Annotated in this window: 5 protein-coding genes (1 of these 5 running past the window's edge); all 5 read right to left on the bottom strand. The window is 61.0% G+C overall.

The window, feature by feature from the left end; all coding sequences use genetic code 11:
- The coding region (locus Q7L05_RS00765) for a hypothetical protein (protein ID WP_303900905.1) at nucleotides 1-1,751 on the bottom strand (1,751 nt) is incomplete at its 3' end.
- A 21-nt stretch (nucleotides 1,752-1,772) separates the two neighbouring features.
- Nucleotides 1,773-7,130 carry a carboxypeptidase-like regulatory domain-containing protein gene (locus tag Q7L05_RS00760; RefSeq protein ID WP_303900904.1) on the bottom strand — a complete coding sequence of 1,786 codons (5,358 nt, stop codon included), beginning with the start codon at nucleotides 7,128-7,130 and terminating at the stop codon, nucleotides 1,773-1,775.
- A gap of 232 nt (nucleotides 7,131-7,362) precedes the next feature.
- A complete protein-coding gene (locus Q7L05_RS00755; protein WP_303900903.1) occupies nucleotides 7,363-8,223 on the bottom strand; it encodes a peptidyl-prolyl cis-trans isomerase in 861 nt (286 codons plus the stop codon).
- Nucleotides 8,223-8,942 (bottom strand): peptidylprolyl isomerase, encoded by a 720-nt coding sequence (locus tag Q7L05_RS00750; RefSeq protein ID WP_303900902.1) that lies wholly within the window; start codon nucleotides 8,940-8,942, stop codon nucleotides 8,223-8,225. The genes Q7L05_RS00755 and Q7L05_RS00750 overlap by 1 nt, the downstream gene beginning before the upstream one ends.
- A gap of 171 nt (nucleotides 8,943-9,113) precedes the next feature.
- On the bottom strand, nucleotides 9,114-25,692 hold the final stretch of the coding sequence (locus Q7L05_RS00745; RefSeq protein ID WP_303900901.1) for an Ig-like domain-containing protein. 24,314 nt of this gene lie beyond the right edge of the window; the window shows 16,579 of its 40,893 coding nt (coding positions 24,315-40,893); the start codon falls outside the window, past its right edge; its stop codon occupies nucleotides 9,114-9,116.

Here is a 25,692-nt window from a genome sequence, read left to right as displayed (position 1 = left end):
CCGTCGTCGGCGGACTTCAGGGTGGTGGTGACCTCGCCGACATAGCCGCTGGCGCGGTTGATGGCCATCACCCGCACCGGCTCACCGGGGCGCAGGTGGTCGGCGTTGCGGGCGTGCAGGTCCGGGTCGACGATGCCTTCGGCCCGCTGGAACTGGGCAAACTCCTCGTCGGTGTTGGGGGCATTGACGATTCTCAGCTGCCCGCCGTCGGCCCCGAAAATCCGCAGGGTGTAGAAAAAGTGCTGCTCACCCTCATTCACCCCGACCAGGCTGCCGTCGATTTCGCTCTCGCGAAGCCCGCGCCGCTCAATCAGCAGCTGGCCGGTGGATTCTCGAAAGACGTACAGGTCGGTATCCCGGAAGTCCTCGATGCTCAGTTCGCTCAAAAGCGCCCGGTCGTCGAAGTCGGCGCTCCAGTCGGGCAGGCGCGTGAGATCAGGCAGGTCTTCGGTTTGCCCTTCGGCGTCGAAGGTGGGGCCGCTGCCGCGACTGGAGAGCCACACGCCCTGCACTTCCGGCGTTTCGCCCTCGACGGCCTGTTGGAAGAGGTCATTGCGCTCGGCATCCTCGGTGAGCCGTCCCAGGACGGTGGTGTCGAACTGCCCGTCGCCATCGAAGTCGTACGTGGTGCTGGCCTCGCGCTCGAGAGTGGCACGGCTGCCGTCGAAGCGGGTGACCTGACCCAGGGGAATGGCGCTGCCGTCGGGGCCGGCGATGCGCGCCTTGCCAGAGAGGACCATCAGGTCCACGGGGAAGTCGGAGTAGTACTTTATCGGCGTGGCGATGCTGGCCACGATGGCGGCGGTGGTGGGGTTGTAGATCCCCAGACCGTTACAGAAGTCGTACCCCGGGCGCCACAGGGTGTAGGGCAGGTTCCCCGAGCCGTGGGGGTTGAAGCGCCGGTACTGCAGGGTGAGATAGACCGGAGTGCTGTACGTGAAGGTGAAGCCGGGGCAGGCGGGCAGGGTGTAGTGCATCGCGTACTTGCCCTCCCCGTCGGTCACCGCCCGCCCGCCGCTGCTGGCAAAGCCAAGCTCCAGCGGCGCGCCCACCAGCGGACCATAGACGGTGTCGTCATGCAGCCGCTGTCCGCCGCCGTCGTAGTCCTCCCCGGTGCCGTAGTAGGCGACCCGAAAGCCGATGTTGTGAACGGTCTGGTAAAGAATCTGCCCCTCGGAGCCCAGGAGTATCGAGCGGCTGGAGGAAAAGGGGGTCTCGTTGGCGTCGATGGGCATCTCCAGCAGCACGAGGTCGCTGCCATCGGCTTCGTAGCGCTGGTCTTCGGGGCGCAGAAGCAGGGTGAGGGTCTCCTCATCCGGGGAAGGGGCGCTGATGGCCTGGCCGTCCACCGTGGTGTAGCTGCCGGGGTAAGAACCGGCCGGGACCACCTCAAGCTCCGGGTAGGTCCCGCGGAGGGTCTCAAGGCGCTCAAGCCAGCTGCGGTAGTAGTCGCCCGAGACCACTTTGGCGTCGGCGTAATCGCCGTACTTTTCGTGAATGAACTCCAGCTCCGTGCCGCTCTTGTCGTACACGACGAACTGCGGCTGGCCGTTGTCCCCCTCCACGATAGCGCGGGTGTAGACCGCACCGGATTTGGAGTAGAGCTGTAGTGTGTAGCTGCCGGTGAAGCCACCGAGATAGGGCGAGATAAAGGCCCGGGCGCTGCCGGCCGTTATCAGCAGAAGCGCGAACGCCCACAGGAGGCAGCTCGTCAGAAGGTGGGCGGCGGATTGTGGGGTGTGACGGTCCATTGGGCTTCTCGATCCCTTCATCTATCTGTCTTCGGAGGCCAAGGCGCTAAGCAGGTCGCGCAGGGTGGCCTTTCCTTCCGCATAATCGGACAGGAGCGGCTGCATCGTTTCGCCCACCAGTGCATAGCCGATGGCGTCCAGCGTTTCGTAGTGGGACTTCCCGACGGAGACGACCCGGAAGTCGCGGATTTGTCCGACACCGACCGGGACGATGTGGCGGCTTTTGCCGTCCAGGCCGAGCATCACCACATAGCTGCCGTTAGGGGGCAGATAGTCGTGGGTTTCGTTGAGCTTCGGCACGGCCACGTCTATAGCCGTCTCTCCCTCGACCGTTATCCCCTCGGGCTGGAGCACGTACATCCAATGGGGCACGGCAAGCGGTTCGACGCGGTATGGGATCTGCGAGAAGGTCATGAACTGCGCCTGCGCATCGCCGCGGCGGCGTCCGTCCGGGAATTGCAGCTCGGCGCCGGTGAGGTCTACGTTCAGGGCGCCATTCAGGAACAGTGTCTGTTTGCGCCCTTGGAGCGGGACCAGGGGCTGTTTTCGGTTGGTGGCGGGCAGCGTTACGGCTCCCACGGGGTTTCTCCGGCCGTTTTGGATATTCACCCATTGGCGGCGCGTGCCGTAGCGGGGGTTTGCCATCCCCGAATTCACGACCAGCCTGAACCGTCCGCCGGGGAGCGTTTCGCCGGCCGGGTCACCAAAGCCGAAGGCGAAGGCGCCGTTGGCGTTGGTGCGTGCAGTGCGCTCATGCTCCGGAAGCGTGACTTCGACGTCCGGTACCGGCTGGCGGAACTGGTCGACCACCACCCCGGTGACGAAAGTGGGCAGCGGCCGGGTGTTGAAGCGGATGCGGGTGAGCGCCTCTTCTTCGTACTCGACGTCCACGAACACTTCACCGTTGTAGGCGAAGTCCCGCTCTGGGTAGAAGGCAACGACGCGGCGCGTGGGCAGCACAGAGAGCTTGCCGGGGACCGGCGCATAACTGCGGTTGACCGGCTTCAGCTGGTAGCCCTTGCCTTCCAGCGCGTCGGCGCCCAGCGGATCGTTATCTATATAGGTGAGCCCGTAGGCGGTCTCGTGGACCCTGAAGGCGAGCTTGGCGAGATCGACCGGTCGGTTGAAGTAGACCGAGACGAAGGTGTTGGGCTCAATGCCGGTCTGGTCCGCGGCGGGTTCGGTGCGGGTGACGGAGAGGGGCAGGTCGCTGGCGGCGATAACCTGCAGGCTCCGACGGCTCTTGGCCAGCACCGTTCCGTCGGCATCCGCGGCCGCAATCTGCAGCGTGTAGCTCCCTGCCTGCGGCGGAAGCTCCACCGTTCCGTCCCGCAGACTGCTCTCCCCTTCCATCGCGGTTTGGGCGATTTGAGCCCCGTCGCGCTGGAGCGTGGCCGCGACGCTGCCTCCCTCTGGAAGCGCACCCTTCAGCCTGGCAGTGACCCGGACCGGGAGCGGGGCGCCGGTGTGGATATACTCTCCCTCCTCTTCCGGCGCGATGATTTCCAGCAGCAAGCCGCTGCCCTGCAGGGTGAGGACATAGTCCAGTTCGGTTCGGTTGCCGGCCTGATCGCTGGCCATAAGGCTTACGCTGCCGCTGCCGGAACTCAGGGAGACGGGAATGTCGAAGCGGTACTGCCCCTCGGCGACCGGTTCGACACCGACGGGAGTATCGTTAGCCAGCAGTGAGGCTAAATGGCTTTCGTTGATGACGCCCTGCAAATGATACGGGTGCTCGACAACCGGGTTCTCGGTGGGGGCCGGCTCCAGCGGCTGGTCGAGCTGGATGACCGGCGGCGCGGTATCACGGTAGTAGGTGACGGCCTTCGCGGCGACTTGCCCGGCGGCATCCTCGGCCTCGAAGGTCAGCGTGAGCGCTTGCTGAGCGTCGGCGAAGCTGAAGAACTCGCGGAAGGGATATTCGGGCGCCAGTTCGGAGCCGAAGGGGACGCTCTGTCCGTCGATGGTCAGGCGGCTGAGTCCCCCTTCGCTGGTGACACTGCCGGCGAGGAAGAAGCCGGTGTCCGTCAGGTAGCTCCCGGGGAGCGGCGCCAGCACGGCGATGGCGGGAGGCGCTATGATCTCGCCCTCGGGGCGGTAGAGCACGATCAGGCTCCGCTGCACCGGCTCGCCATCCACATCCGCTTCGATATAGAGGGTATTGACCCCTTCGGCAAGGGTGATGGTTTCGGAGGTGAAACGGTAGCGGGTGACCTCCTCGGTGGGCTCGACGTCGGCGGGGGTTCCGTCCACCTGGACCTTGACCGAAAGCGCGGGTACATCGGAGCGCAAAAAGCCCTGAACGATGAGTTCCGGTTCGGTGAGTACCGTGTTGGAGGGCGGGTACTCGATGGAGAGCCCGAGGATGCTGTCGGGGTCCTCGCGCTGTACGGTGACGTTTTGGCTGCTCTGGTTACCGGCGCCGTCGCTTGCGGTAATGACCAGCTGATTGGTGCCGATCTCCAGCGGGATGCTGGCCGACCAGTTGCCGGCCTCGACAAAGGCGTCGAATTCGATTTCGCCAAAGCGATCGGAGGCGATGGTCAGGCCGGCGACGCCGCTGTGATTGTCGGTAACGGTACCAAACAGATCGGCGGCATCCGCTTCGGTGGTGCGCTGTGCCGGACCGCTGAGCTCAATCACCGGCGGGGTGCGATCGGGGAAATCCTCCGGATCGCTCGGGTCGTGTCCTTCCGCGATTTCCTCCTCGTTGGTGAAGCCGTCACCGTCGCGGTCCGGATCACTGTTGTCGCCTGTGCCGTCGCCGTCCAAATCGGCCCATTCGTTGGGGTCTGCGGGGAATACGTCTTCGGCATCCACGATGCCGTCGCCGTCGTTGTCGAACACGAAACTCACATTCGCCACTGCAGTATTGCCGGCCATGTCGGCAACCTGCGCCTGCAAGGAGGCTCCGTTGCCCGGGATGACTTCCGGCAACGTGCAGCTGAGTGTCACATTTTCCATCGAGCAAACGGCACTGACCGCGGTACCGTTCACTGCGATTTGGACCGTTTCGGGATCGACCACCAGATTGTCATCGACAGCAAGCGTTACCGCAGGCGGGTTTTGGGTCACCACAGCCCCTTCTGTCGGCTGGCTGAAAGCAACCGACGGCGCCGTTTTGTCGAGGTGGATGTTGACCCGGGCGCCAGCGCTGTTATCGGCATTGTCGTAGGTGGTGCCTTCGACGAGTTGGTCCGCCGCCTCAGTGGTAAGGGTCACCGGCTCGGGGCACGAGAGCACGCCGCTCAGGGCATCATTGCAGGTGAAGGTGACGGTCGGGTCTTCACGGTGCCAGCCATTGGCGTTGGCCGCAGGGGACACGGAGGTGGCGATGGTCGGGGCGGTCTTGTCGATGTGCAGGGTGATGGACGTATCAGCACTGTTGTCGGCCAAATCCACGACGCTGCCGCTGTAGCTCTGGCCCTGCCCTTCCCCATCGATAATCCGGTTCGGCGGGCAGCTGGCCACACCGCTCAAGGCGTCGGTACAGGTGTAGTCGAGGGTGACGCTTTCACTGTTCCAGCCCCGCTCGTTGGCCGCCGGGGTGGGCGTGATGGTGATTGCCGGGTTGGTCTTGTCGAGGCTGACGCGGGTCTCGGCGCTGGAGGTATTGTCGGCCACGTCGCGCGCTTCGCCGCGCACCGGCTGGTCGGCCCCTTCGGTGGTGATTTGAACCGGCTCGGAGCACTCGGCCACGCCGCTCAAGTTGTCAGTGCACTCAAAGTGCACGGTGGTATCCACCCGGTTCCAGCCGGCGGCGTTGGGTGCCGGCTCTATCACCGGGGTGATGTCCACCGGCGTTTTGTCGATATTGACCGTGATGGAGGTGCTCGCTTCATTGCCGGCATGGTCCACGGCGGTGCCGCTGACCACCTGGTCCTTACCTTCGAGTTCCAACGGGACCGAGGCCGGGCAGGTCTCGATGCCGCTGAGGCTGTCACTGCACTCGAAGTGAACGATGGCACGGTTCTTGTTCCAGCCGGAAGCGTTCGGAACGGGTTCGATATAGGCGCTGATTTGCGGCGCCGTTTTGTCGAGGTGGATGGTGACCCGGGCGCCGGCGCTGTTATCGGCGTTGTCGTAGGTGGCGCCTTCGACGAGTTGGTCCGCCGCCTCAGTGGTAAGGGTCACCGGCTCGGGGCACGAGAGCACGCCGCTCAGGGCATCATTGCAGGTGAAGGTGACGGTCGGGTCTTCACGGTGCCAGCCATTGGCGTTGGCCGCAGGGGACACGGAGGTGGCGATGGTCGGGGCGGTCTTGTCGATGTGCAGGGTGATGGACGTATCAGCACTGTTGTCGGCCAAATCCACGACGCTGCCGCTGTAGCTCTGGCCCTGCCCTTCCCCATCGATAATCCGGTTCGGCGGGCAGCTGGCCACACCGCTCAAGGCGTCGGTACAGGTGTAGTCGAGGGTGACGCTTTCACTGTTCCAGCCCCGCTCGTTGGCCGCCGGGGTGGGCGTGATGGTGATTGCCGGGTTGGTCTTGTCGAGGCTGACGCGGGTCTCGGCGCTGGAGGTATTGTCGGCCACGTCGCGCGCTTCGCCGCGCACCGGCTGGTCGGCCCCTTCGGTGGTGATTTGAACCGGCTCGGAGCACTCGGCCACGCCGCTCAAGTTGTCAGTGCACTCAAAGTGCACGGTGGTATCCACCCGGTTCCAGCCGGCGGCGTTGGGTGCCGGCTCTATCACCGGGGTGATGTCCACCGGCGTTTTGTCGATATTGACCGTGATGGAGGTGCTCGCTTCATTGCCGGCATGGTCCACGGCGGTGCCGCTGACCACCTGGTCCTTACCTTCGAGTTCCAACGGGACCGATTCGGGGCAAACGGCAACTCCAGAAGTCTTGTCCCAACAGCTGAAATTGACGACGACGCTGGTCCTGTTCCAGCCCGCCCGATTCGGCGCCGGCTCGATGGTCGCCTCGATGGTAGGCGGCACAAAGTCGTAACCGATCACCTCTACGACAAGAAAGCCCCCGGGTTTACCATTCAGTCGAAGGTCGAGTAAGTTGTGTTCTTCCAGGGCTATTGGCTTCGTGAGACTTCCGACCTGTTGGCTGAAGTCTTTAGGCCGAAAAATCTGCTTTCGATTCAGCGCTATCCAGGCACTGCTGATCCGATCGCCGGTATCCGTCCAGATTCCGGTCCCGCCGTTATAGAGATTGATATCGTATTTGGCCGAGGAATCACGGACCGAAAAGTCTATATTGCTGTTTACGGGGGCCCCTTTTTCCCGTGCAACGACGGTCGGCTCGACTACGTTCCAGGTACCCGAGATGGCAGGCGCCGCTCCGGCAAAGAGGCTAAAAAACATCAAGGCCTGAGCCACGAACACCGGCAATCCACGCGGGCGGTCCGCACGAAAAATCGCCAAGCCATTATCCGGCTTGAATCGCGCGGTTTCTCTTACCGGGACCCTCCGGGCCCATTTCCCCCAAAACCCAGGCATTTCCCTGTTCTCTGTTTGTTCGACTTGGGCCGATGAATCAGCCGCCCCCGCGAAATTGCTCCTCCGCGTGCGGAAAATCCCCGCGCCGCGCTATTGCAAGTTAGGCTAAAAGACTAAAGAAAGCCGGAACGCCAACTCCCAGCTCAAACAGCACCGTTCAGCCCGGCTTGCGGATACTGACTTTCTTGCGAGCCTCCCCGGCTGCCGCTTTAACAGCTTCTTTCAAATGCATCGGTGCAAGCATCTTTCGAATCCTGCTTGCGACCGCTTCGAGCGGCTGCGGCGGGACCGTGCGCTCGTCCAAAACACGGACCACCAAAATACCTTCCGACGTGTTCACCGGCGAAACACTCCCGGCATTCGTTTTCTCTACGAGAGCTTTAAGTGGGCCATCCAGGACCGCGGACCGGGCGGTCGACTTCCTATACGCAACCTGGCCACCCAACTCCTGTGCCCACTTTTTCCAGTCCGTGGTGCCTGCGGCGCTCCCCAACGCTCGAATTATTCCGTTCCGCTCATCGTCGGAGATATCCGGACCGGCCCGCAGGATCTCGAAGGTCTTTTCCACGCCCCCGCCGAAAGCTTCCGGGTGTTTCTGGTAGTAATCCAGTACCTCATCCGAGCCGACCGGCTTGGGCTCGATGGTGTCTTTCAGGTACCGCTTGACCAACAGCTCTTCACGGTAGCTGGCAACATCGAGCGCCAGCTTCTTGCGTTCAGCCTCATCCAACTCGGCTTCCGCCAGCACAGCCATCGCCCGGCTATTTATGAGCGATTCGCTTATTCTTCCGAGTGCCGCCTGGTCACTGCGTTCGACCGCCTCCGCCATTCCCAGCCTCAGGGCCAGGTGTTCCACCCTTTCGGCGGCGATGGGCTGGTCGTTCACATAGGCGACCACTTCACCTTGATTTCGAACGACGTCCGGAGCTTGCGCTTCCTTTTCGGTTTGCGGCGTTTCACTGCACGCCGACAGCACGGCAAATCCGGCACCCAGTATGACCGCGACTTGGATTCGCATTACAGTTCGGCCACTTTCTCGATTTTCATGAGCTTGCGCAGGCGCTCCATTTCCGCTTGCTTGGCCCGTTGCCGCAGTTCGTAGCGGATGTTGCCTTTGACTCGCTCAAACGGCTGTTTAACAACTTTCGGTCCTTCGAGCGCCTTGACCACGTGAAAGCCGAACGGCGTGGCGAATGGTAGGGAAACATCCCCCTCCTTCATCTTGAAAACCGTGCCCGAGAAGACCGGATCGACTGCCCCCTCCTCCACCCAACCCAGATCGCCGCCTTTTTTGGCAGACATCTGATCTTCGGAATATTGGGCCGCCAACTCCGCGAATTCTTCGCCGGCGGTCGCCCGGCTATAGATCTCCTGGGCCTTTGTCTCCAGGGCCTCCTTTTCGCTCTTGCTGGTTTCGGAGTTGGTTCTCAGCAGAATGTGCGCGACGTGGACCTTTTCCGACTGAAACCGGTCCGGATTGGTGGCATAGAAGTTCTTTACCGCTTCGCTTGTGACCTTTTCACGCAGGTATGTCTCCATGTAGCGGGAGATCAGCATCTGTTTGCGAAACTCGTTGACTTCCGTGTGTATCTTTCGTGCATCGAGAACTCCCTGCTGCTCAATGATATCGGCCAGCGCTTCCCGCTCAAGATATCGTTCGAGCTCTGCACTGACTTTTTGCTCCTGATCGCCAGGGATGCGTTTATGTTCCAGATAAGACTCAAAATCTGCACGCAACAGCGGTTCCCCATTTACCCTGGCGAGCGTGTCGCCATCGGTACCGGAACAACCCGCGGCTAAGATAACGGCCGGGATGAAAATCCATTTGGCCGTAGCCCCCCTTACAGTCTTTCTCCCCCGAGATACTCGCTCTTCCAACATAGAATTCGTCATCCTCAACGTGTGTATTTATTGTCCAAGCGTTCCTACCCCTATGGCATAATGCTTTTCGATCTCCCCAACCGATAGCGCGCGGTCATAAAAAGCGACTTCGTCCAGGTGACCCGACCAGTAATCGGCATCCCAACCATCGCCCTTGGTGCCGATCGTTGCGCCGGCATCTGCGGCCTCGCAGGCGCCAACCGTCGTCGTGGTAGCGTTCCGTTCCTCACCATCCACATGGATAGCGAACCGATTCCCTTCCCTGGTAGCGGCGAGATGGTGCCACTGTCCGTCGTTCCACGATCGGCTGCTGTCGTTGACCGAAGCCGTATTTCCCTCTCCGTCGACACAGTAAACAGCTATCTGATTGGATGAATTCTGCCTGAACGAAAGCACCGGAACCAGGTCCACATGCCGTTTGGCGTAGATTACCCGCCAACCGGTCGCGGTCCATTTGGCCCAAGCCTCTATCGTGAAATCACTATCGGCGAACAGTGTGGCAGTCGGTTCGAAATCCACATACTGGGTTCCATTGAAGCCGACTGATGTATCGGAGTCGTTCCCGAGCGCACCCGGGTCGCCGAGCGCAGGCGAACCGATATAGCTACCGTACGTGGCATTCAATTCATCATTAGCGGTCGCGCCGGAGACCTCTCCCAGCCTCCAATAGGCCGCCGGCGTATCCGAGAGCACCCTGAGGTCGTAATCCGCCACGTCGGGCCTAGTGCCATCAGCGACTTCGGTCCCATCGTCCACCCCGTCACCATCAGTGTCCGCCCTGGTGGGATCGGTATTCGCCGCCTGCTCCTCCAGGTTGGTCAAGCCATCCGAGTCCGGATCTTCGGATTCCTCTCCGGCGGTAAGCGGATCGAAGCCGTAGAGGAACTCGAAGCGATCCAGCAGCCCGTCGCCGTCGCTATCCTTGCTCTGCGGGTCGGAACCGAGCGAGGTCTCGAGGCTGTCGCTAAGGCCATCCTGATCCTGGTCGGCATAAGCGAAGAAGTTGACGATATCGGCCTTGTCCTCGGCAGACAGGCCGTTCAGAGCCGCGCCTTCTACCCGCCGTAGATCCTCAAGCCCGTTGCGTCCATCTTCGAAAGTATTCCTCTGGGTACCGAAGTGCATGAGAATCCGCCTTCCTTCGGCCGGTATTTTAACCGTATAGGAGACCTCCCAGAGTCGACCCGACTGACTTGTCGCCATTGGCTCCACTTCCTGATAGGGACCACTGAAGAGATGTCCCAATACCGGGCGAGAGGTGTTGGAAGTATCCCGGAACAGCACATAATCATCCCAACTATCAAGGGAGGCATCGTTATTCGAGGTCCATATGGCCGTATCGCTGTCATAGGCACCGTACCGGGACTCAAGCGTCACGGTGACTACTTTGTCTTCATCGGTCGGGTTATCCAGCACCTCCAGGTATCGAACAAATGCTCCATCCGTATCCGGCACATAGGCTCTCCTCGTGACCCGAAGCCCCGACATGGCCCGGGTACCGTAGTGGATTTGTCGACCCCCTACTGCAAGGGAAACCTGATTGACGGTGTTGGCCCCGTAGTAGTAGGAGCCATTTACCACCAGCTTAAACGCATCATAGATAGAGCTATTGGTCCCGTAATTGACGAAGCCCTGGTAGTAGAAGCGCCAGTACCAGCCCGCCGCGTCATGGAAACCGGGATACGCCCCAGTCGTTGACAGGTCATCACCGCTACTTAGCGGATCCGTGTCATCCGCAAAGAGTTCATCGGAATCCCAGCGGCCTCCGCCATCGGAATCAGCGGCATTGGGGTCGGTTCCGTACTGCCGCACCTCCCAGCTGTCCCAGAGATAATCATGGTCCGTGTCCTTATCTCTCGGATGGGTACTGTTCTGATACTCCTCGAGGTTTGTCAGCCCATCACCGTCCTCATCTCCGTCTGCGCTGGCGTTCAGTAGGTTGTAGTCCACCTCGAATTTATCATTCATCCCGTCGCCGTCCGTATCGGCCAGAAGCGGATCGGTCGGGTAGGTGAACAGCTCCTGATAGTCGTTCAGACCGTCGCCATCGGTATCGGTGAGATCAGGTCGGGTTCCGTTGGCCACTTCGTCCTGATCGGCCGCGCCATCGCCGTCGGTATCCGTTTTCCTCGGATCGGAGTTGTATTCGTGGACCTCCGCGCCGTCCAGGAGTGTGTCGCCATCGGTATCGGCATTGGTCGGGTCGGTCCCGTAGGTCTGCTCTTCGAGATTGGTAAGCCCATCGCCGTCGCCGTCCAAACTCGCCTCGCCTTCGCCCGGCGCGGACAAGGGATTCAGGCCGTACTGGTATTCGAAGCCATCCTCGAGTTGATCGCCGTCACTGTCTTTCGAGTACGGGTCGAACCCGAGCGGCACCTCTTCAGCGTCGAAAAGGCCATCGTCATCGGTATCCCGCAGGATCTTCAGGTTGACAATCTGCTGCCCCTCCTGGCGGATCATCGCGGGCAGCGGCGTCGAGGTACGATAGAGCTCTTCCAGCTTATTCCTGGCGGTTTCCTGGTCGTGGTTTTGCACCGCAAAATGGACGATCGCTCGCTCCTCTCCGGGCGGAACCTCGACCTCGTAGGTAGCGCTGTAGTCGTAGTCCACGGTGATATTGCTCGGCCTGATAACACCGGGGCCAGAATCTGTATAGAGGTGTCCTACCGCCGGAGAGCAGCTATAGCTCGAACAGGAGTCATCCGTGAGGACGTAATCGTCATCACTGCCAACCAATTTATCCCCGGACGAAGTCGCAACCACCTGGGCCGATGCACTGGACTCAAGCCACCCATAGATACGCACAGTGGCAGTTTGGGTCACGGTCGAGGTATTCCGAATGATCTCGGTGAAGCGGGCATAGAAATCATCGGTTGGCACATAGATCCTGCGCATCACCTCGAACCCGTCGATGGTTTCCTCCGGCAGAGTGAGCTCTCTGCCGCTCTGTCGGGTCAGGCGCGGCTGAACCGTGTAGTACTGTATGCCGTTGACCGATAGGTATTGGCCGTTGTCGTAAGCGCTATCGCCATCCTGGATGCTGCCATATCCGTCGATTTCCCAATCATATCCGTTGGCATACAAGCGGTATTGAGACGAAACTTCGCCTTCATAATCGATTAACCGCTTATCCGCAGGGGCAACGAGTTGCCGCCCGTTCGCATGGACCACCAGGTCACCGACATCGACGGTTTGCTCCCGTACAGGCGCAAATTCCGCGGATTGTGTCGTCATCACCTCCTCGCCGAATTCAATTTCCACGGCAACGGAGAGTTGCGGGTCGACAGTCGGGACATTTTCGATGGTAAACCGGCCCGTTTCGCCAGTGACCTTGCTTACGCCACCAACCGTGACAACCGCGCCACCGACACCGCCCCCCAAGGCGTCGAGCACTCGGCCGGTTACACTCATTCCGGGGTCGGGCTGAACAACGAACGTTCCCGAAACCTCGGTTGAATTGCCCGCTGCGTCGGTCGCGATGGCGCTGATTAACAGTTCGCCGGCGGAGGGGGCCGTGAACTGTGCCGTGTGACTCCCTGCCTCGCTCCCGACATACACCGGGTCGCCATTGGCGAGTATCTCCACTTCATTAAGGGTTTCATTATCGGCCACTTCAACAGTGAGTGTGACGGTATCGCCGACAGTGAACTGCTGCCCAGCGGACGGCTCGATTAATTCGACAACGGGAGGGGTAACATCAGCTGTCAAGGGCTCGCTATCTTCGCTATCGATAGTCCCGTCACCGTCACTGTCCGGATTGGCGGGATCGGTGCCTAGCTCGATCTCTTGCTGATCGTTTAGTCCATCCTGATCCTGATCCGCATAGGCGAAGAAGTTGACGATATCCGCTTGCATATCCGGCGTCAGGCCATCGAGCGCCACGCCTTCCACCCGGCGCGCGTAGGACAAGGCCGCGCTGGCGTTCTCGAAAGACCCTTCCTGTACGCCGAAGTGCATAATGATCCGGCGTTCACCCGGCGGAACCGCAACCTCGTAATCAACACTCCAATCGTCACCACTCCTCGTTGCGTGGGCGGGATTCTGTTTCCGGTGAGGACCGGCGAACAGATGTCCCGCATGCAGGCGCGAACTCGAACCGGCATCCCACAAGATCAGGTTCTCGTCGTTTTCATCAAAAGTTGCGTCGTTGCTCGACGTTTGGACCCTGGTATTGGCGTCAGTCGCCCCGTAGCGCCCGTTCAGGGTCACGGTGACCTGTTTTTCTTCATTTGTCGGGTTATACAGGATCTCCAGGTAGCGAACGAAGGCCGCGCCCGACCTCGGCACGTAGGCCCGGCGGCTGAGCAGGACTCCACTTTTGGCAACCGCCGGATAATGACGCTCGGCCCCATTGGCGGAGTAGCCGTGCCAATAGTTGGATCCGTTGATCACATGGTTCCTGTAGGGGGTCCGGTAGCTGGAGCCCTCTACTGAAACGTACGTGTCGTCAAATGCCGTGCCGTGGGAGTAGTAAAGGTAACCGTACCTATGAAAGCGGTAATACCGGCTATTGATGTCGTACAGGTACGGATGCGATGACTCTACTGGCAGTTCATCCCCCGATAGGAGCGGATCAGTGCCATCCACGAAAATTTCGTCAACATCCCAGCGGCCACTTCCATCCGTGTCCCTGGCGTTAGGGTTCGTACCGAAACGCTTGAGTTCTTCGCCATCCCAAAGCAAATCGTTGTCCGAATCGTTATCGCGGGGATGAGTTCCCGCCTCGAATTCTTCGAGGTTCGTGAGCCCGTCTGAATCCTCGTCTCCGTCGGGCGAAGCACTCTCGAGGTTATAGGTGATTTCAAATCCATCGCCGAGCCCATCGCCATCAGTATCGGCCACAAGAGCATCGGTCGAATAGGTATAGGTTTCCTCGTAGTCGGTCAGACCATCGCCGTCTGTATCGGCCAGATCAGGCCGTGTGCCGAGCCCAACCTCAACGTCGTCATTGAGGCCGTCGCCATCGGTATCAGCAATTAGCGGGTCGGAGCCAAATACGTGAACCTCATCACCGTCGAGCAGGGAATCGCCGTCGGTATCCGGATTGGTGGGATCACTGCCGTGACTCTGCTCCAGAATGTTCTCCAGGCCGTCGGCATCGCCGTCCTCATGGGTCTCCCCTTCGCCCTCAGGCGAGAGCGGATTGAAGCCATAGGTCAGCTCAAATTCGTCATTCAGCTGATCGCCATCCGTGTCGGCATTGAAGGGGTCGAGCCCCAGCGGAATCTCATCGGCATCGAAAATGCCGTCATCATCACTGTCCAGCAACAGTTGTTGATTGACAATATAAGGAACCTCTTCGGCCGCCATCCCGTCTAATGGTAGAGATGAACTGAGCTCCTCCAGCCTTTGCCAAGCCACATTTCGCGATTGATTTTGCACCGCAAAATGTACAATGACTCGCTTTTCCAAAGGAGGTATTTCGAGCACGAAGTCCGCATAATACCAGTCACCATTCAGCCATACCTTTTCTGGCTTTACACCGACCGAATCATCATTTCTAAACAAATGACCCACAGCGGGATCCCGACAGGAACTGCATCCATCATCTGTGAGGAAAAAGCCATCTTCGGCAGTTATGGTCAGGTCGCCTGATGACGTCGCGATGACCTGTGTACCTGAATCAGACCCCAGATTCCCATAAACTCTCACGGAAACGGTTTGAGCCGTACCTGTTGGATTTTCGATAACTTCTGTGAAACGGGCATAAATATCGTCTTCTGGCACATAAATCCGCCGCTGAACCTCCACATTGCCGTATAGCTTTTTCGGAAGCGTGAGTTCGCGACCATTTAGTCGAGTGAGGGCCGAATTGCCCCCGTAATAGTCATACCCGCTAACAATCAGCCTCTGACCACCATCATACGCATCAGAGGTTCCATCGACTATTCGCCCATACGAGTTCACATCCCATCGGTATCCGCTAGAGTAGAGATTATGCGTAAGCCCGACCTCGCCCTCGTATACAATATCGGAATCGTTGGCACCGCTAACGAAGAGCTTTTTGGGCTCGAGCGCTAAATCACCCGTATCTAAGCTTCCGCTTCTGACAGGTTCAAACCAAGGCGATTCCGCAATCATCGGCTCGTTGCCGAATTTTGCATTTACTAAAACCTTTAGCATTGGCTCTACAGTCGGTACGCCAACGAATTCGAATACTCCGTCTTTTGCTGACAGCGTGGATAAGCCACCGACATCTACAGTAGCACCAGAAACAGCGTTTCCTCTGGCATCGACTACACGGCCCACCACTGTCATTAGCGGATCGTCAACAACGGGCCACCTAGTCACCTGCGTTTCTGCTCGGTTCCCGGCTGTATCTTCGGCCCACGCCTGCAGCTCAAGGTTGCTGGCGTCAGTCGGTACCGTGTACGCGAACTCATAGGGTGCCGTCGTATCGCTTGCCACCTCGGAGCCATTTGCCCGCAGGCCGACCGAGGTCACCCGGCCATCGTCGGAGGCCGAGATTTTCACCAACAGCTTCTGACCATTGACGAATTCGCCACCCTCTGCAGGGGTGACCAACTCCACACTCGGGGCCTGCATGTCGTATTCCCAGGCGACCGGATCTTCGCCGTCCAACAAGCCGTCGTCGTCGAAGTCGGAATCGAGAGGATCCAGGTTCTGGGCGACCTCGTCACCGTCACTGATACCGTCCCCGTCGTGATCGGAGTTCTTGGGATCGGTTTGATAGACGGTCAGCTCTTCGAGATTGGTCAAACCGTCATTGTCGTAATCGTAACCGGCATCCGAGGCGTTGTTCGGGTCGAGGAAGCTGTATTCGTTGCTGGTCTCAACTGCATCGGATAGGCCGTCGCCATCGGTATCCGCGGAATCCGGACGGGTTTGGTAGACGAAGACTTCGTCGTAGTCCGAGATACCGTCCCCATCGGTGTCGGCCAGCATCGGATCGGCGTTGTAGGTGGACTCGACATCGTCACGGAGGCGGTCATTGTCGGAGTCCGCCAACGTGGGATTCGAGCCGTTTTCTACCTCATAGCCGTCGGTCAGGGTGTCGGAATCGGTGTCCGCCAGTTTGGGGTGGGTGCCGAGTTCCTGTTCGCGAAGGCTCGTCAGGCCGTCGGCATCGGAGTCGGCGGTTGCTTCGCCGCCATCTGTTAGGGGATCGAAGCCGTATTTGACCTCGAAACCGTCCAGCAGGCCGTCACGGTCGTAGTCCGGATCGAACGGGCTGGTGCCATGCTCGAATTCGTAGATGTCCTTCAGACCGTCCCCGTCACTGTCCTTGAGCGTCAAATCCTGCATGTAGCTGAGCACGTTCGGCGCATAGACGGTGTGATAATTGCTGCTGGTGGAGATATTGCGGAGCCTGATGGTGCCGAAGTAGACACCGCCCTCTCCGTGCGCATAGCTGAAGCCGCTGACCCGATTCTTGTAGCGATCTTCCCTATAGAGGTGCGGCGTCACACCATCTGCCAGTTCGGCCAGCGGCACATAGCCGTAGCTGGCATAGCTCGCGGAGAGGCTGCCGAGTGGCAGGCTGCCCGCGGGGCCGTCGCCGATCGGCCCCCAGCGGTCATAGACATTATTGACCCTGGAGGCGTAGTAATCCGAATGGTAAGTAATCGTGCTGGCAGGAGCACCCGGTAGATCGGGGAGAACGCGGGAAACACTGTTCGGATGCTCCTCATGGAATATCAGTGTTCCTCCGTTTGCCACGAAGTCGAAAATGCGCTGCCGTGAGTTGGCGTAATCCCAGTGGTAGGTGGAGCCGGAATAGTCATCGACCATGAGGATATCGATCTGACTCAGGTCGAAACCGGACAGGTTATTGATATAGACCGGCTCGAAACCCGCCCTTTCGATGATCTGCTTCTGATAATCGAACCCGTAGTCGTAATAGGCGTGGTAGTAGCCGACCTTGACGGTTCGGCTATAGAGCACGAGCTTCCCGACTTCGGTGGTGCCGCCCCAGACCGGCGCGATCGGGTCACTCACCACGGTTACCCGCTCTTCGCCCAGATTCCCGGTGGCGGCAACGGCGACATCGCCCCGGGCTACCGGAACCTGCATCAGCACAAAACTGCCGTCGTCGGCCGTTAGCGTGGTCTGGCCGAGGGCTTCTATGATGACTCCGGGCAGCGGCTGATCCTGGGCATCAACTACCGTCCCGATAATGGTGGTCAGGGGATCATCGACGAGGTCGAACACGACAGGCTCGGTCTGCGCCTGGTTACCATTGGTATCGGTGGCAACGAGCTGCAGGGTTACCGAGCCGCTATAAATCGGTAGTTCGATCAGGGTCGCGAATGGCCTGGCCTCTTCGACCGCCACCTGTACGCCATTGACCAGGAACTCCACCCTGGCGACTCGGCCGTTGTCCTCGGCATCGGCAGCGAACGTGATCGTCTGTCCTTTCAGCAGTGTGACCCCTGCTACAGGCTCGGCCAGAGTGACAGTCGGCGCCGTGGTGTCCGGCACTGTCGGCTCGTTATCGATGTCGTCCCTCAGGCCATCGTTGTCGGTATCGGGGTCGGTCGGGTCACTGGAGTAGACGTTGACCTCATCACCATCACTGAGACCGTCATTGTCGGTGTCGGCGTCGCCGATATCGGTACCTGCCTGGACCTCCTCCAGGTTGGTGAGACCATCGCCGTCCTGGTCGGCCGAGGCGTCTGACGGGTTGCTCGGGTTCAAGCCGTTTTCGATTTCCTGATAGTCGTCAATGCCGTCACCGTCCGTATCCACCAGCAGGGGCGAGGAGGACGGGATGTGGCTGACTTCGAAGCCGTCTGACAGGCCGTCGCCATCGGTATCCGCATTGAGCGGGTCGGTGTCATGGGTGTGGATCTCGGCCCCGTCGAGCAGGCCGTCGTTGTCGGTGTCCGGATCGCTCAGGTCGGTGCCCAAGGTGAGTTCGTCAAGGTTGCTGAGCCCGTCGCCATCGGCATCTTCCAAGGCGTCGGACAATCCGTCTCCGTCGGAGTCGGCGCTGGCCGGGTCGAGGGTGGCATTGCCGAGTTCGACGCGGTTGCTCAGGCCATCGCCGTCGAAGTCGGTGTCCGGCTGGAATACCAGGACCCAAAGCCGGTTGCCCACCTCCAGGGGGGCGCCGTCTACCTCACCGGAGAGCACGAGCTCCAGCTTATCGCCATCCGAAACGGCGTTGTCCTGCCGCTGTGAGTACTCCGGCACAGCGAGCCGGCGCCGGCCCTCCAGCCACCAACTGTCGCACCACTGGAACGTCTGTACTTCTCCGCCCAGCGTGGCCCGGCCGTTGGCAATGGAGCAGCTGTCGATGCCGGCCCCGTAGCGGATAGGCAACGTCACGCTTTGACCTTCGTAGACCTGCAGCGGACTTTCCAGATTGATTAGGACATCCGGGGCGCACACCGTGTCCTGCTGGTCGCGAACCTGGTCGTCCCGCTCCACCCCGTAAAGGGTTGAATCGGCTGTACTGTACTCATAGCACCGGTTCAGCTCGAAAGATGAAGCGGGAGTGAACGCGACGGTCGTCGCATTCTCCAAATAGGCCGTGCCGCTGACTGAAGTGCCGTCCCGGGAGAGGCTGATGATCGTTCCGGCGCCGACCTGCTCGACCGCTTCGTCGTAAGTGAAGCGCGCCTTGAGCTGGCGACCGTAACCGGCACCGATGGTAGCGTGGCGGATCTCGGGAGGCTGCTGGGTGAACTGGATAACGAACTGCGAGGAGTAGTCGACGGCGGACAGCGCATCCGGGACCGAAGCGATACTCACCGTCACCTCCTCGAATACGGGATCGGTGACATGCAGGAGCACGCTGCCGCGGGTCAGTTGGGCCGATACGCTGTTGCCGGACTCGTCGATAATGGCCGAACCCGTGACCTCGACGCCGACAGCGTAGTCGGCATCGCCGCCGGCCACCTGCTTGACGTGGTTACCGTAGCGGTCGAAGAGCCTCACTTCCACGGGCACGGAGTGCTTGACGCCGTAGACTGCAGGGGTATCACCCTGCGGGTCACCGTTTTCGTCCAGTAGCTGCAGCGCGGCCGGGGCGGCAGCAATCACCTCGACAGGGATTTCGGAAGTCGTCTCCAAATCACCGTCGGCGTCGACATCGTAGTGCGCGTAGATGCCCGAAGGCGGGGCGACGGACATCGGATAGGTCCCTGCGGTGGTGCCGGCAGTGACAACAACGTCTGCGCTGCCGCCGGAAAGGGTCACTTCACCTCGCTCGACGATCGCTCCGTTCAGGGAGACCTGGGAGACCGAAACGGCCTCGGAAGCGGCGAACGAGAAGCCCTTCGGCAGGGTGAGCCGGAACCGGGTCGAGTCGTCGAGAGTGACCGTATTATGCTGGCTGTCCCGCGCCTGAACGCTGATCGTCGCCTGCGCCGCCGCCGCGACCGGCGCCACATTCGCAAACATGAGATGGGCAGTATCGCCCGGTTGGACCTCCACGATGAATTCGGCACGCTGGATCAACGGATAGTCCGGGAGTGCGGCATGAAGCTGGTATGAGCCGGCTTTGCGGGCTGTATTCAGTGCTAGGGTGGCGTAGCCGGATTCATCCGTACGCGTCTCACCCAGATACTGATTGTGCCCGCTCTCGGGGTTGCGAAGATGCCAGCGAATCCGCTGATCGGGCACGGAGCGTGCCGAAGCGTCGCGTACCTGGATCCGGTACAGGGGCGAATCGCCCACACGCACGGCGGCAGGATTTTCCGCATCGGCAGTGGCTGCGAACTCGATCACATTGGGCGGCTGGGTCAGTTTCGTTACGTATTCTTTCGACTCGGCCCGCTGCCCGAGGGCGTCGGTCGCAACGATTTTCAGGCGATATTCGTCATTCGGCAGCGCCGTCGACGGCAGCCGGTAATAGTGGTTGAAGCTGTTCTGCCAAGTCTGGGTTCGAGTGAAGCGGGCAATCTCCTGCTCGCTATCCCCGTTGATATGCAAAACCTGCAGAACCAGTCCGACCGGCGCATCATCGACCGCACCCACATTGGATAGGGTGAGAGACGCCGGACCGCCGTAGAAGCCCTGCTCCGGGAAGTCGACATTCAACTGGCTCGGATCCGGTGCCGTGTCGGGTTCGACGGTGATGCTCAGTTGTCGCTCGACGACCTGTCCCCTGACATCCGTGACGCGAAGCGTCAACGTCTCCAGGATTGCATCGGCAAGGCGCTCGGTTCGCTTGTCCGTGACGGCGAAGCGGCGGTTCTCAAGCGACTGGACATCGGAGAAGGTGTAGGTATCGGTAAAGCCGTTCCAGTCGATTTGGGCGGTGGCAATGGAGACATCGTCGCTGGCCGAAAGCCGCACATCGAAGGTGCTCTGCTCGCGGATCGTGGACGGGAGGCTGATGTCGGAGACAACCGGCCGCTGGTCGGTGACTACACTCACCGAGTACGGAACCGTCGTGGAGTTACCCGCCCTATCGCTCAGTTCAAGGCTGTAGCTGATAGTGCCCGGTGCGGCGTTCGATTCGGTGTAGGACAGGGTATCCGTCTCGAAAGCGGCGGCCACGACGACACCATTGCGGCGCAGCAGGGCCTCGGCCACGCCGCTCTCATCGTCGGACAGATCGGCAGTGATCGAGAACGGATAGCCAGCGACGGCCTTGGCGAGTTCCGGGTAGGTGGCTTCACCGGAGAGTGCCAGAGTGCCCGTCGGCTGTGTCACGTCCTGGTGCCGGTAGAACTTCACCGGCGTCGAACTGACAGCGTTTCCGAAGACATCCACCGCCCGGGCTTTCAGATAATAGCCGCTGTGGTCCCGGCCGTAGTCAAGCCGCGCCGTATACTCCGGCCCGTAGTTCCGGGTGATGAATTTCCAGGGCCCGGCGGGATCGTCCGCCACGAGGAACTCGACGAATGCGATCGGCTGTGAACTGCCGAAGACTTGAGCAGAAGCCTCGAACGGCGCCGGCACCCATGTATGCTGCTGAAGCGCCAGGGCGACTTCAAACGTGTTTGTCACGGCCGTATCGGAACGCATCAGCAGTTTGCGCGGCAGTGACTCGATGACGCGGCCGAAATGATCCTCCACGCGGGTGATCAGGCTGAAGTGCTGCCCGTTCGGCAGTTCCGCAGGCAGCGCCACGGTGCTGCGGAACGGCGCATCGGTATCGACCAGGACCCGTTGGCCGTTGATCCGGTAGGCAGCCGCCCCCATGCCGGCACCGTTCAACACCGCCGGCATACGCTCCGATGCCTTGAACGCGCTCCTGGACAGGGGTGCAATCGGAGCAGCGGAGGCGCTAAGCAGCGTCTGTGGCAGCTGAAGGATCTGGATTTGGTCGGAGGCGGCCGCAAAGGCGATGCGATCCCGCTCAACCGCGAGCGCGGTGGGGCGGTGCGGCACAGAGCGGGCGGAGCCCGGGACCATCTCCAGGCCGTAGGGTTCAAGGGCCTTGATTTCGTAGGTCCCGGCTGCGTCGACAGCGACCCAGAGGTTGCCCTGCCGGTATACGGCTTGCAGGTAGCCCCCTTCCAGATTCACCGGATTGACCACGTAGCTGTTCAGGTCGAGCCGGTACAGCGACGAGCCGATCCCGTAGAAGAGGAAGTCACCCGTCAGCGCCAACCGCTCGGCACCGATCCCGGTGATCGCGCTCAGGTCCCTGACGCGTGCCGTCGATGGTGTGTCCGGACGGATGTCGACGGCATAGGTGCGGCCTTCATCGGTCGTGACTACCACCAGGCTGCCGGCGGTGGCCATCTCCTCGATCACGGCATCCGAGACCTGGAAGCTCCGCTTATCACCGAACTGCCCTATGCGGGACAGGTGAATCGTTCCGCCCGCAGCTACGGCGAGTTCGTCACCGGCCACCGTCAGGTCCGATGCGGAAAGCTCGCTATAGAGCGTATTAGCGGCGCCATCCGCGGCTCGAACCGCAACGACCCGCTGCGCACTCTCCTGCAATACGAAATAGTAACCGCCGCCCGCGGCCACACGGGACGCCGAAACCGAGAAGGCCTTAGCGGGATACGAGGAGAGCCTCCAGCCGCTATCCGCCGTTTCGCTGTAGATAGCGGCACCATAGTTCGATGCTGCGGCGACCACTCTGCCGTCGATGATCGACAGGTCCTGGATACTGCCCCGAACCGGCTCCCCCGCCTCCACGTTGTCATAGAGCGAAACAACCGGTTCGTTGCCGGAGGCAAGCTGCAGGGTTTGCCCACCACGCAGCCAGATACGGCCCGCCGCGAGCCGCGCCCCCGCTGCGCTGCCGCCCAGGCTCAGGTTCCAGTCGGCCACCTTCCGGGCCCGAAGCGGATCGCCGATATCAATGATTTGTGCCCTGTCCGCACCTCCATCGAGGGCCACCAGCTTGCCAGTGAAGGCAATCAGTCGCTCGGCCTGCAGACCTATATCGTCGTTCGCGGAGCCGCTCAGGTCGGAACCGACCCGGTGCAGATGACCGTCAGCAGCGGCCAGATAGATGTAGCGCCCCTCTACCGCCATCGCCACCAAACCGTCGGTCTGGTATTGATGAGCAATACTGCCATCCTCGCCGATTTTCACCAGGCGCTCCGGGGTGAGAACCAGGAAGCTGCTGCCGTATGCCACCTGTTCGAGAATCCGCTCCTGCAAATCGAGCGTCTTGATGGGTTGCAGGTCCGCGCCCACAAGCTGGTAGAGGTTCACTTGCGTGCCGGAGGAAGCCAACACGCGATCACCGGCAGTGGAGAGGTATTCCACTCCGATAGCGTTCCCCTGATGGCCCACGGCACGGTAACCGGCGCCGCCGTCGAGCACGGATAGCCCGAAGCCCCTTACTGCAGCGATAACGAAACGGCCGCCGTGGGCCAAGGCCGCCACCGGGCCATCCAGGGTGGTCAACAGGCCATTGCGATCGCGGATTTCCCGCCCTTGCGCATACAGGTAGTTACCCACATCGGGCAGGAAGGCGTCGAACGGCAACGATTCCGTGCCGGCAGTTACGCGCAGCGGATCGATAATCTCCGCGTACCACTCACGCCGGGAGAGATTTCCATAGCCGTCTTCCACGCTGGCCTCGACCGTGATCCGGCCGGAAACGCTCTCCGGCAAGGATGCATCGATGCGCTCACCACCGGAGAACAGCAGGTTCCCATCGGCATCGAGTACACGGAGTGTGGTCGGATAGCGCTCGGTATCGACCCCCTCAACCCACAGGCTCAGTGTGCTACCCCGGTATATCCGGTCAGAGAGTCCCTGAAGTGATGGGGCGGGGACTGAATAGCGCGGTGCTACACGAATACCGACGCTGCTCTCGACGTAACGGTACTCCTGCCCGAGATAGGCGCGGGCATTGAGGGTAAAGCTGTCCTGGACGGCGACCGAGGGCAGACGCAACGTCAATGCGCCTTCGGTGTTTTTCGACCAGCCGCTCCAGACGGGATTACCGTTGAAATCCTTCAAGGTGAGGACGACGTAGCGAATCTCCTGAGCATCGACGCGATAGCCGATCGCCAGCTCATCGCCCTCGGCAAACAGTTGGTTGTTCTGAACACCAGAAATAATGATCGATCCCTGTGGCGTGTTCTCACCGCTATGGAGCGAGACGCTGTCCAGCTTCGCCGTATATCCAATGGAGTAATCCAGCGTCCCCGACTCCGGCATCGTCAACCAGGCGTAGGCGGTATCGAAAGCTCCCAGAACCGTCGGCGACGACGAGCCGTCCTCCAGCGAAAAGGTGGGAATCCCCGGTCGATCCCCTTCCGAGAACCGGATACGCGCCGGGAAGGTGGCCGCCTGCGCGACAACGGATTGGTCCAACGGCGCCAAAGCGCCCGTTCCGAGATCGAAGGCCAGCCCCTCCAGCCGGACCGTCCGCTCGCTACCCGAGTGGTCCCGCAGATGAACGGTAACACCCTCGGACACGGTCGGCTGCTCCAGCATCCAAGTCCAGCCCGTGGGAGCCGTCGTCGCGATACGCCCATCCAATTCACCTCCGTTCCAGAACCGGCTAAAGGGCAGCGACTGTCCTGCGTCATTGGTGAAGTGGATGCTCTGAACCCCCAGGGCGCCGTCTCCGAAGGCGCCGGTAACGACCCCGCCGAAAGGCAGCCGCTGAAGTGCCAGCTCCACCGTTTCCCCGGACGCAGCCGACTGAATGCCCCGGGTGGTCAGCTGGCCTCCGGCCGGCGTATTCGCAGTCCGGTAGAGAACCCCTCCCGCAAAGGCGAGATCGCCGTCAGCGCCCTCAAGGTTGCCCACCTGTTCGGTTCCGGACCACGCTTCCCAGTGCGGGCCATAGAGCGGGCTGTTAGCGTGCACCCAGAACAGCTCTCCGTCCCAACGGATCTGTTGCACCTCACCATCCACATCCAGATGGCCGAGTTCTTCAACGGAAAGGTCAGACGAATAGTCCAGCGCGTAGAGCGTTGGAGACGCCCCCGGGCTCCATGCCACGACCCGGTCGCCGGCGCTCGAGAACCGGGACTTGCCGGACAGATCGAGGCTGGCGTCGCGCTTCAGAACAGGAAGCTCGCCATCGCCGACCGAATGCAAAAGAAGCTGTTCACTGGTGAGTACGGCCACCCGCTGCCCGTCCACGGCGGCCTGTTTCAGATCCCCCTCGATGCTGATACCCACAAGCGGTACAAAGCCGCCGCGATACTGGTAGCCACCAATCAGGTTGCCATGGCGCACGAACAGGTTGTTTCCGTTGCCGCCGATAACGTCCCCGAGAATACGCCTCTCGACCGCCTCGCCGAACCGGCCGCCGGCCAGCGGCATGAAGTGAAGCCAATCCTCGCCCTCCACGCGCGCCTGGGCGACCAGCCCGCTTCCGGTAAAGCCAAGATAACGGACTTCACCCTTTTCGCTCTCCAGCAGCTTGGTGCCTTCACCCCGTATGGTGAAGCCACCGGTGTGCCGGTTTTCCGCCCAATAGACGCTTTCGGAACCTCCGGGTACCGATGTCGGGAACAGCAGCGTCGCATCGTTCGCTTCCCTCAACAGGCCGATCTCGGACCCCAGATAGGGGACCTTTTCGAGGTCGACAGTCTCGACCTTTTCATGCCCGGAGCGATCCCGAAGGAGCGTGCGCACAGCGATCCGGCTTCCCTCGGTGTTGACCGGCGTAACCCGCCGCTGAGCCTCCAGCGGATACTGTTGCGGGGCCGCAGTCTCTTGCGGATCCAGGATTTCGAGGCGGGAGTCCTCGCTGTAGTCCTCCATCCCCGCCGGTGCGTCGGCCCAGGTCCAGAGCTCGGTTCCGGTCAATACCCTTGACGAAGGCCTCACGAGCAGGTCGACCGACTCGGGAATGCCGTCATCGGAGACGATATTGATAAACTGCTTGCCCTCCAGTGAAGTCCCATCGTGCTCGGCAACGGCCCTGATAACGGCTACCGAATCGCTCTCGACTGCCGGTATGGTGGCGGGCAACTCAACGACCTCGGGATCGTCGGCGCCACGAGTCACGGTCAGCGGCTGCGGGTTGCCCGGATGGTCCGGGTCGGCGTCGATGTCGAAGTAGACCTGGGCGCTGGTCGTCTCGCGCAGACGCACATGCAGGCCGACCGTCTCCCCCTCGTGGAGGCGCGCGCCCTGTTCCGGGCTGAGAATTTCAACCTTCGGCGCAAGACCGTACCCGTCGTACGGGTGCAGCGTAACGGAAACGGGATCACTGACGAGCCCGTTCAGGTCGAATGCCCTGGCCGCGATGACC

Origin of the sequence: Thiohalomonas denitrificans, from assembly GCF_016841685.1 — a bacterium.
Classification (GTDB): Bacteria; Pseudomonadota; Gammaproteobacteria; order Thiohalomonadales; family Thiohalomonadaceae; genus Thiohalomonas; species Thiohalomonas denitrificans_A.
This window is presented reverse-complemented; position numbering and strand designations above follow the sequence as displayed.

Excerpts from the sequence above, each read along its gene's own strand:
- Q7L05_RS00755 (WP_303900903.1), bottom strand. The coding sequence starts at position 8,223 with ATGCGAATCCAAGTCGCGGTCATACTGGGTGCCGGATTTGCCGTGCTG.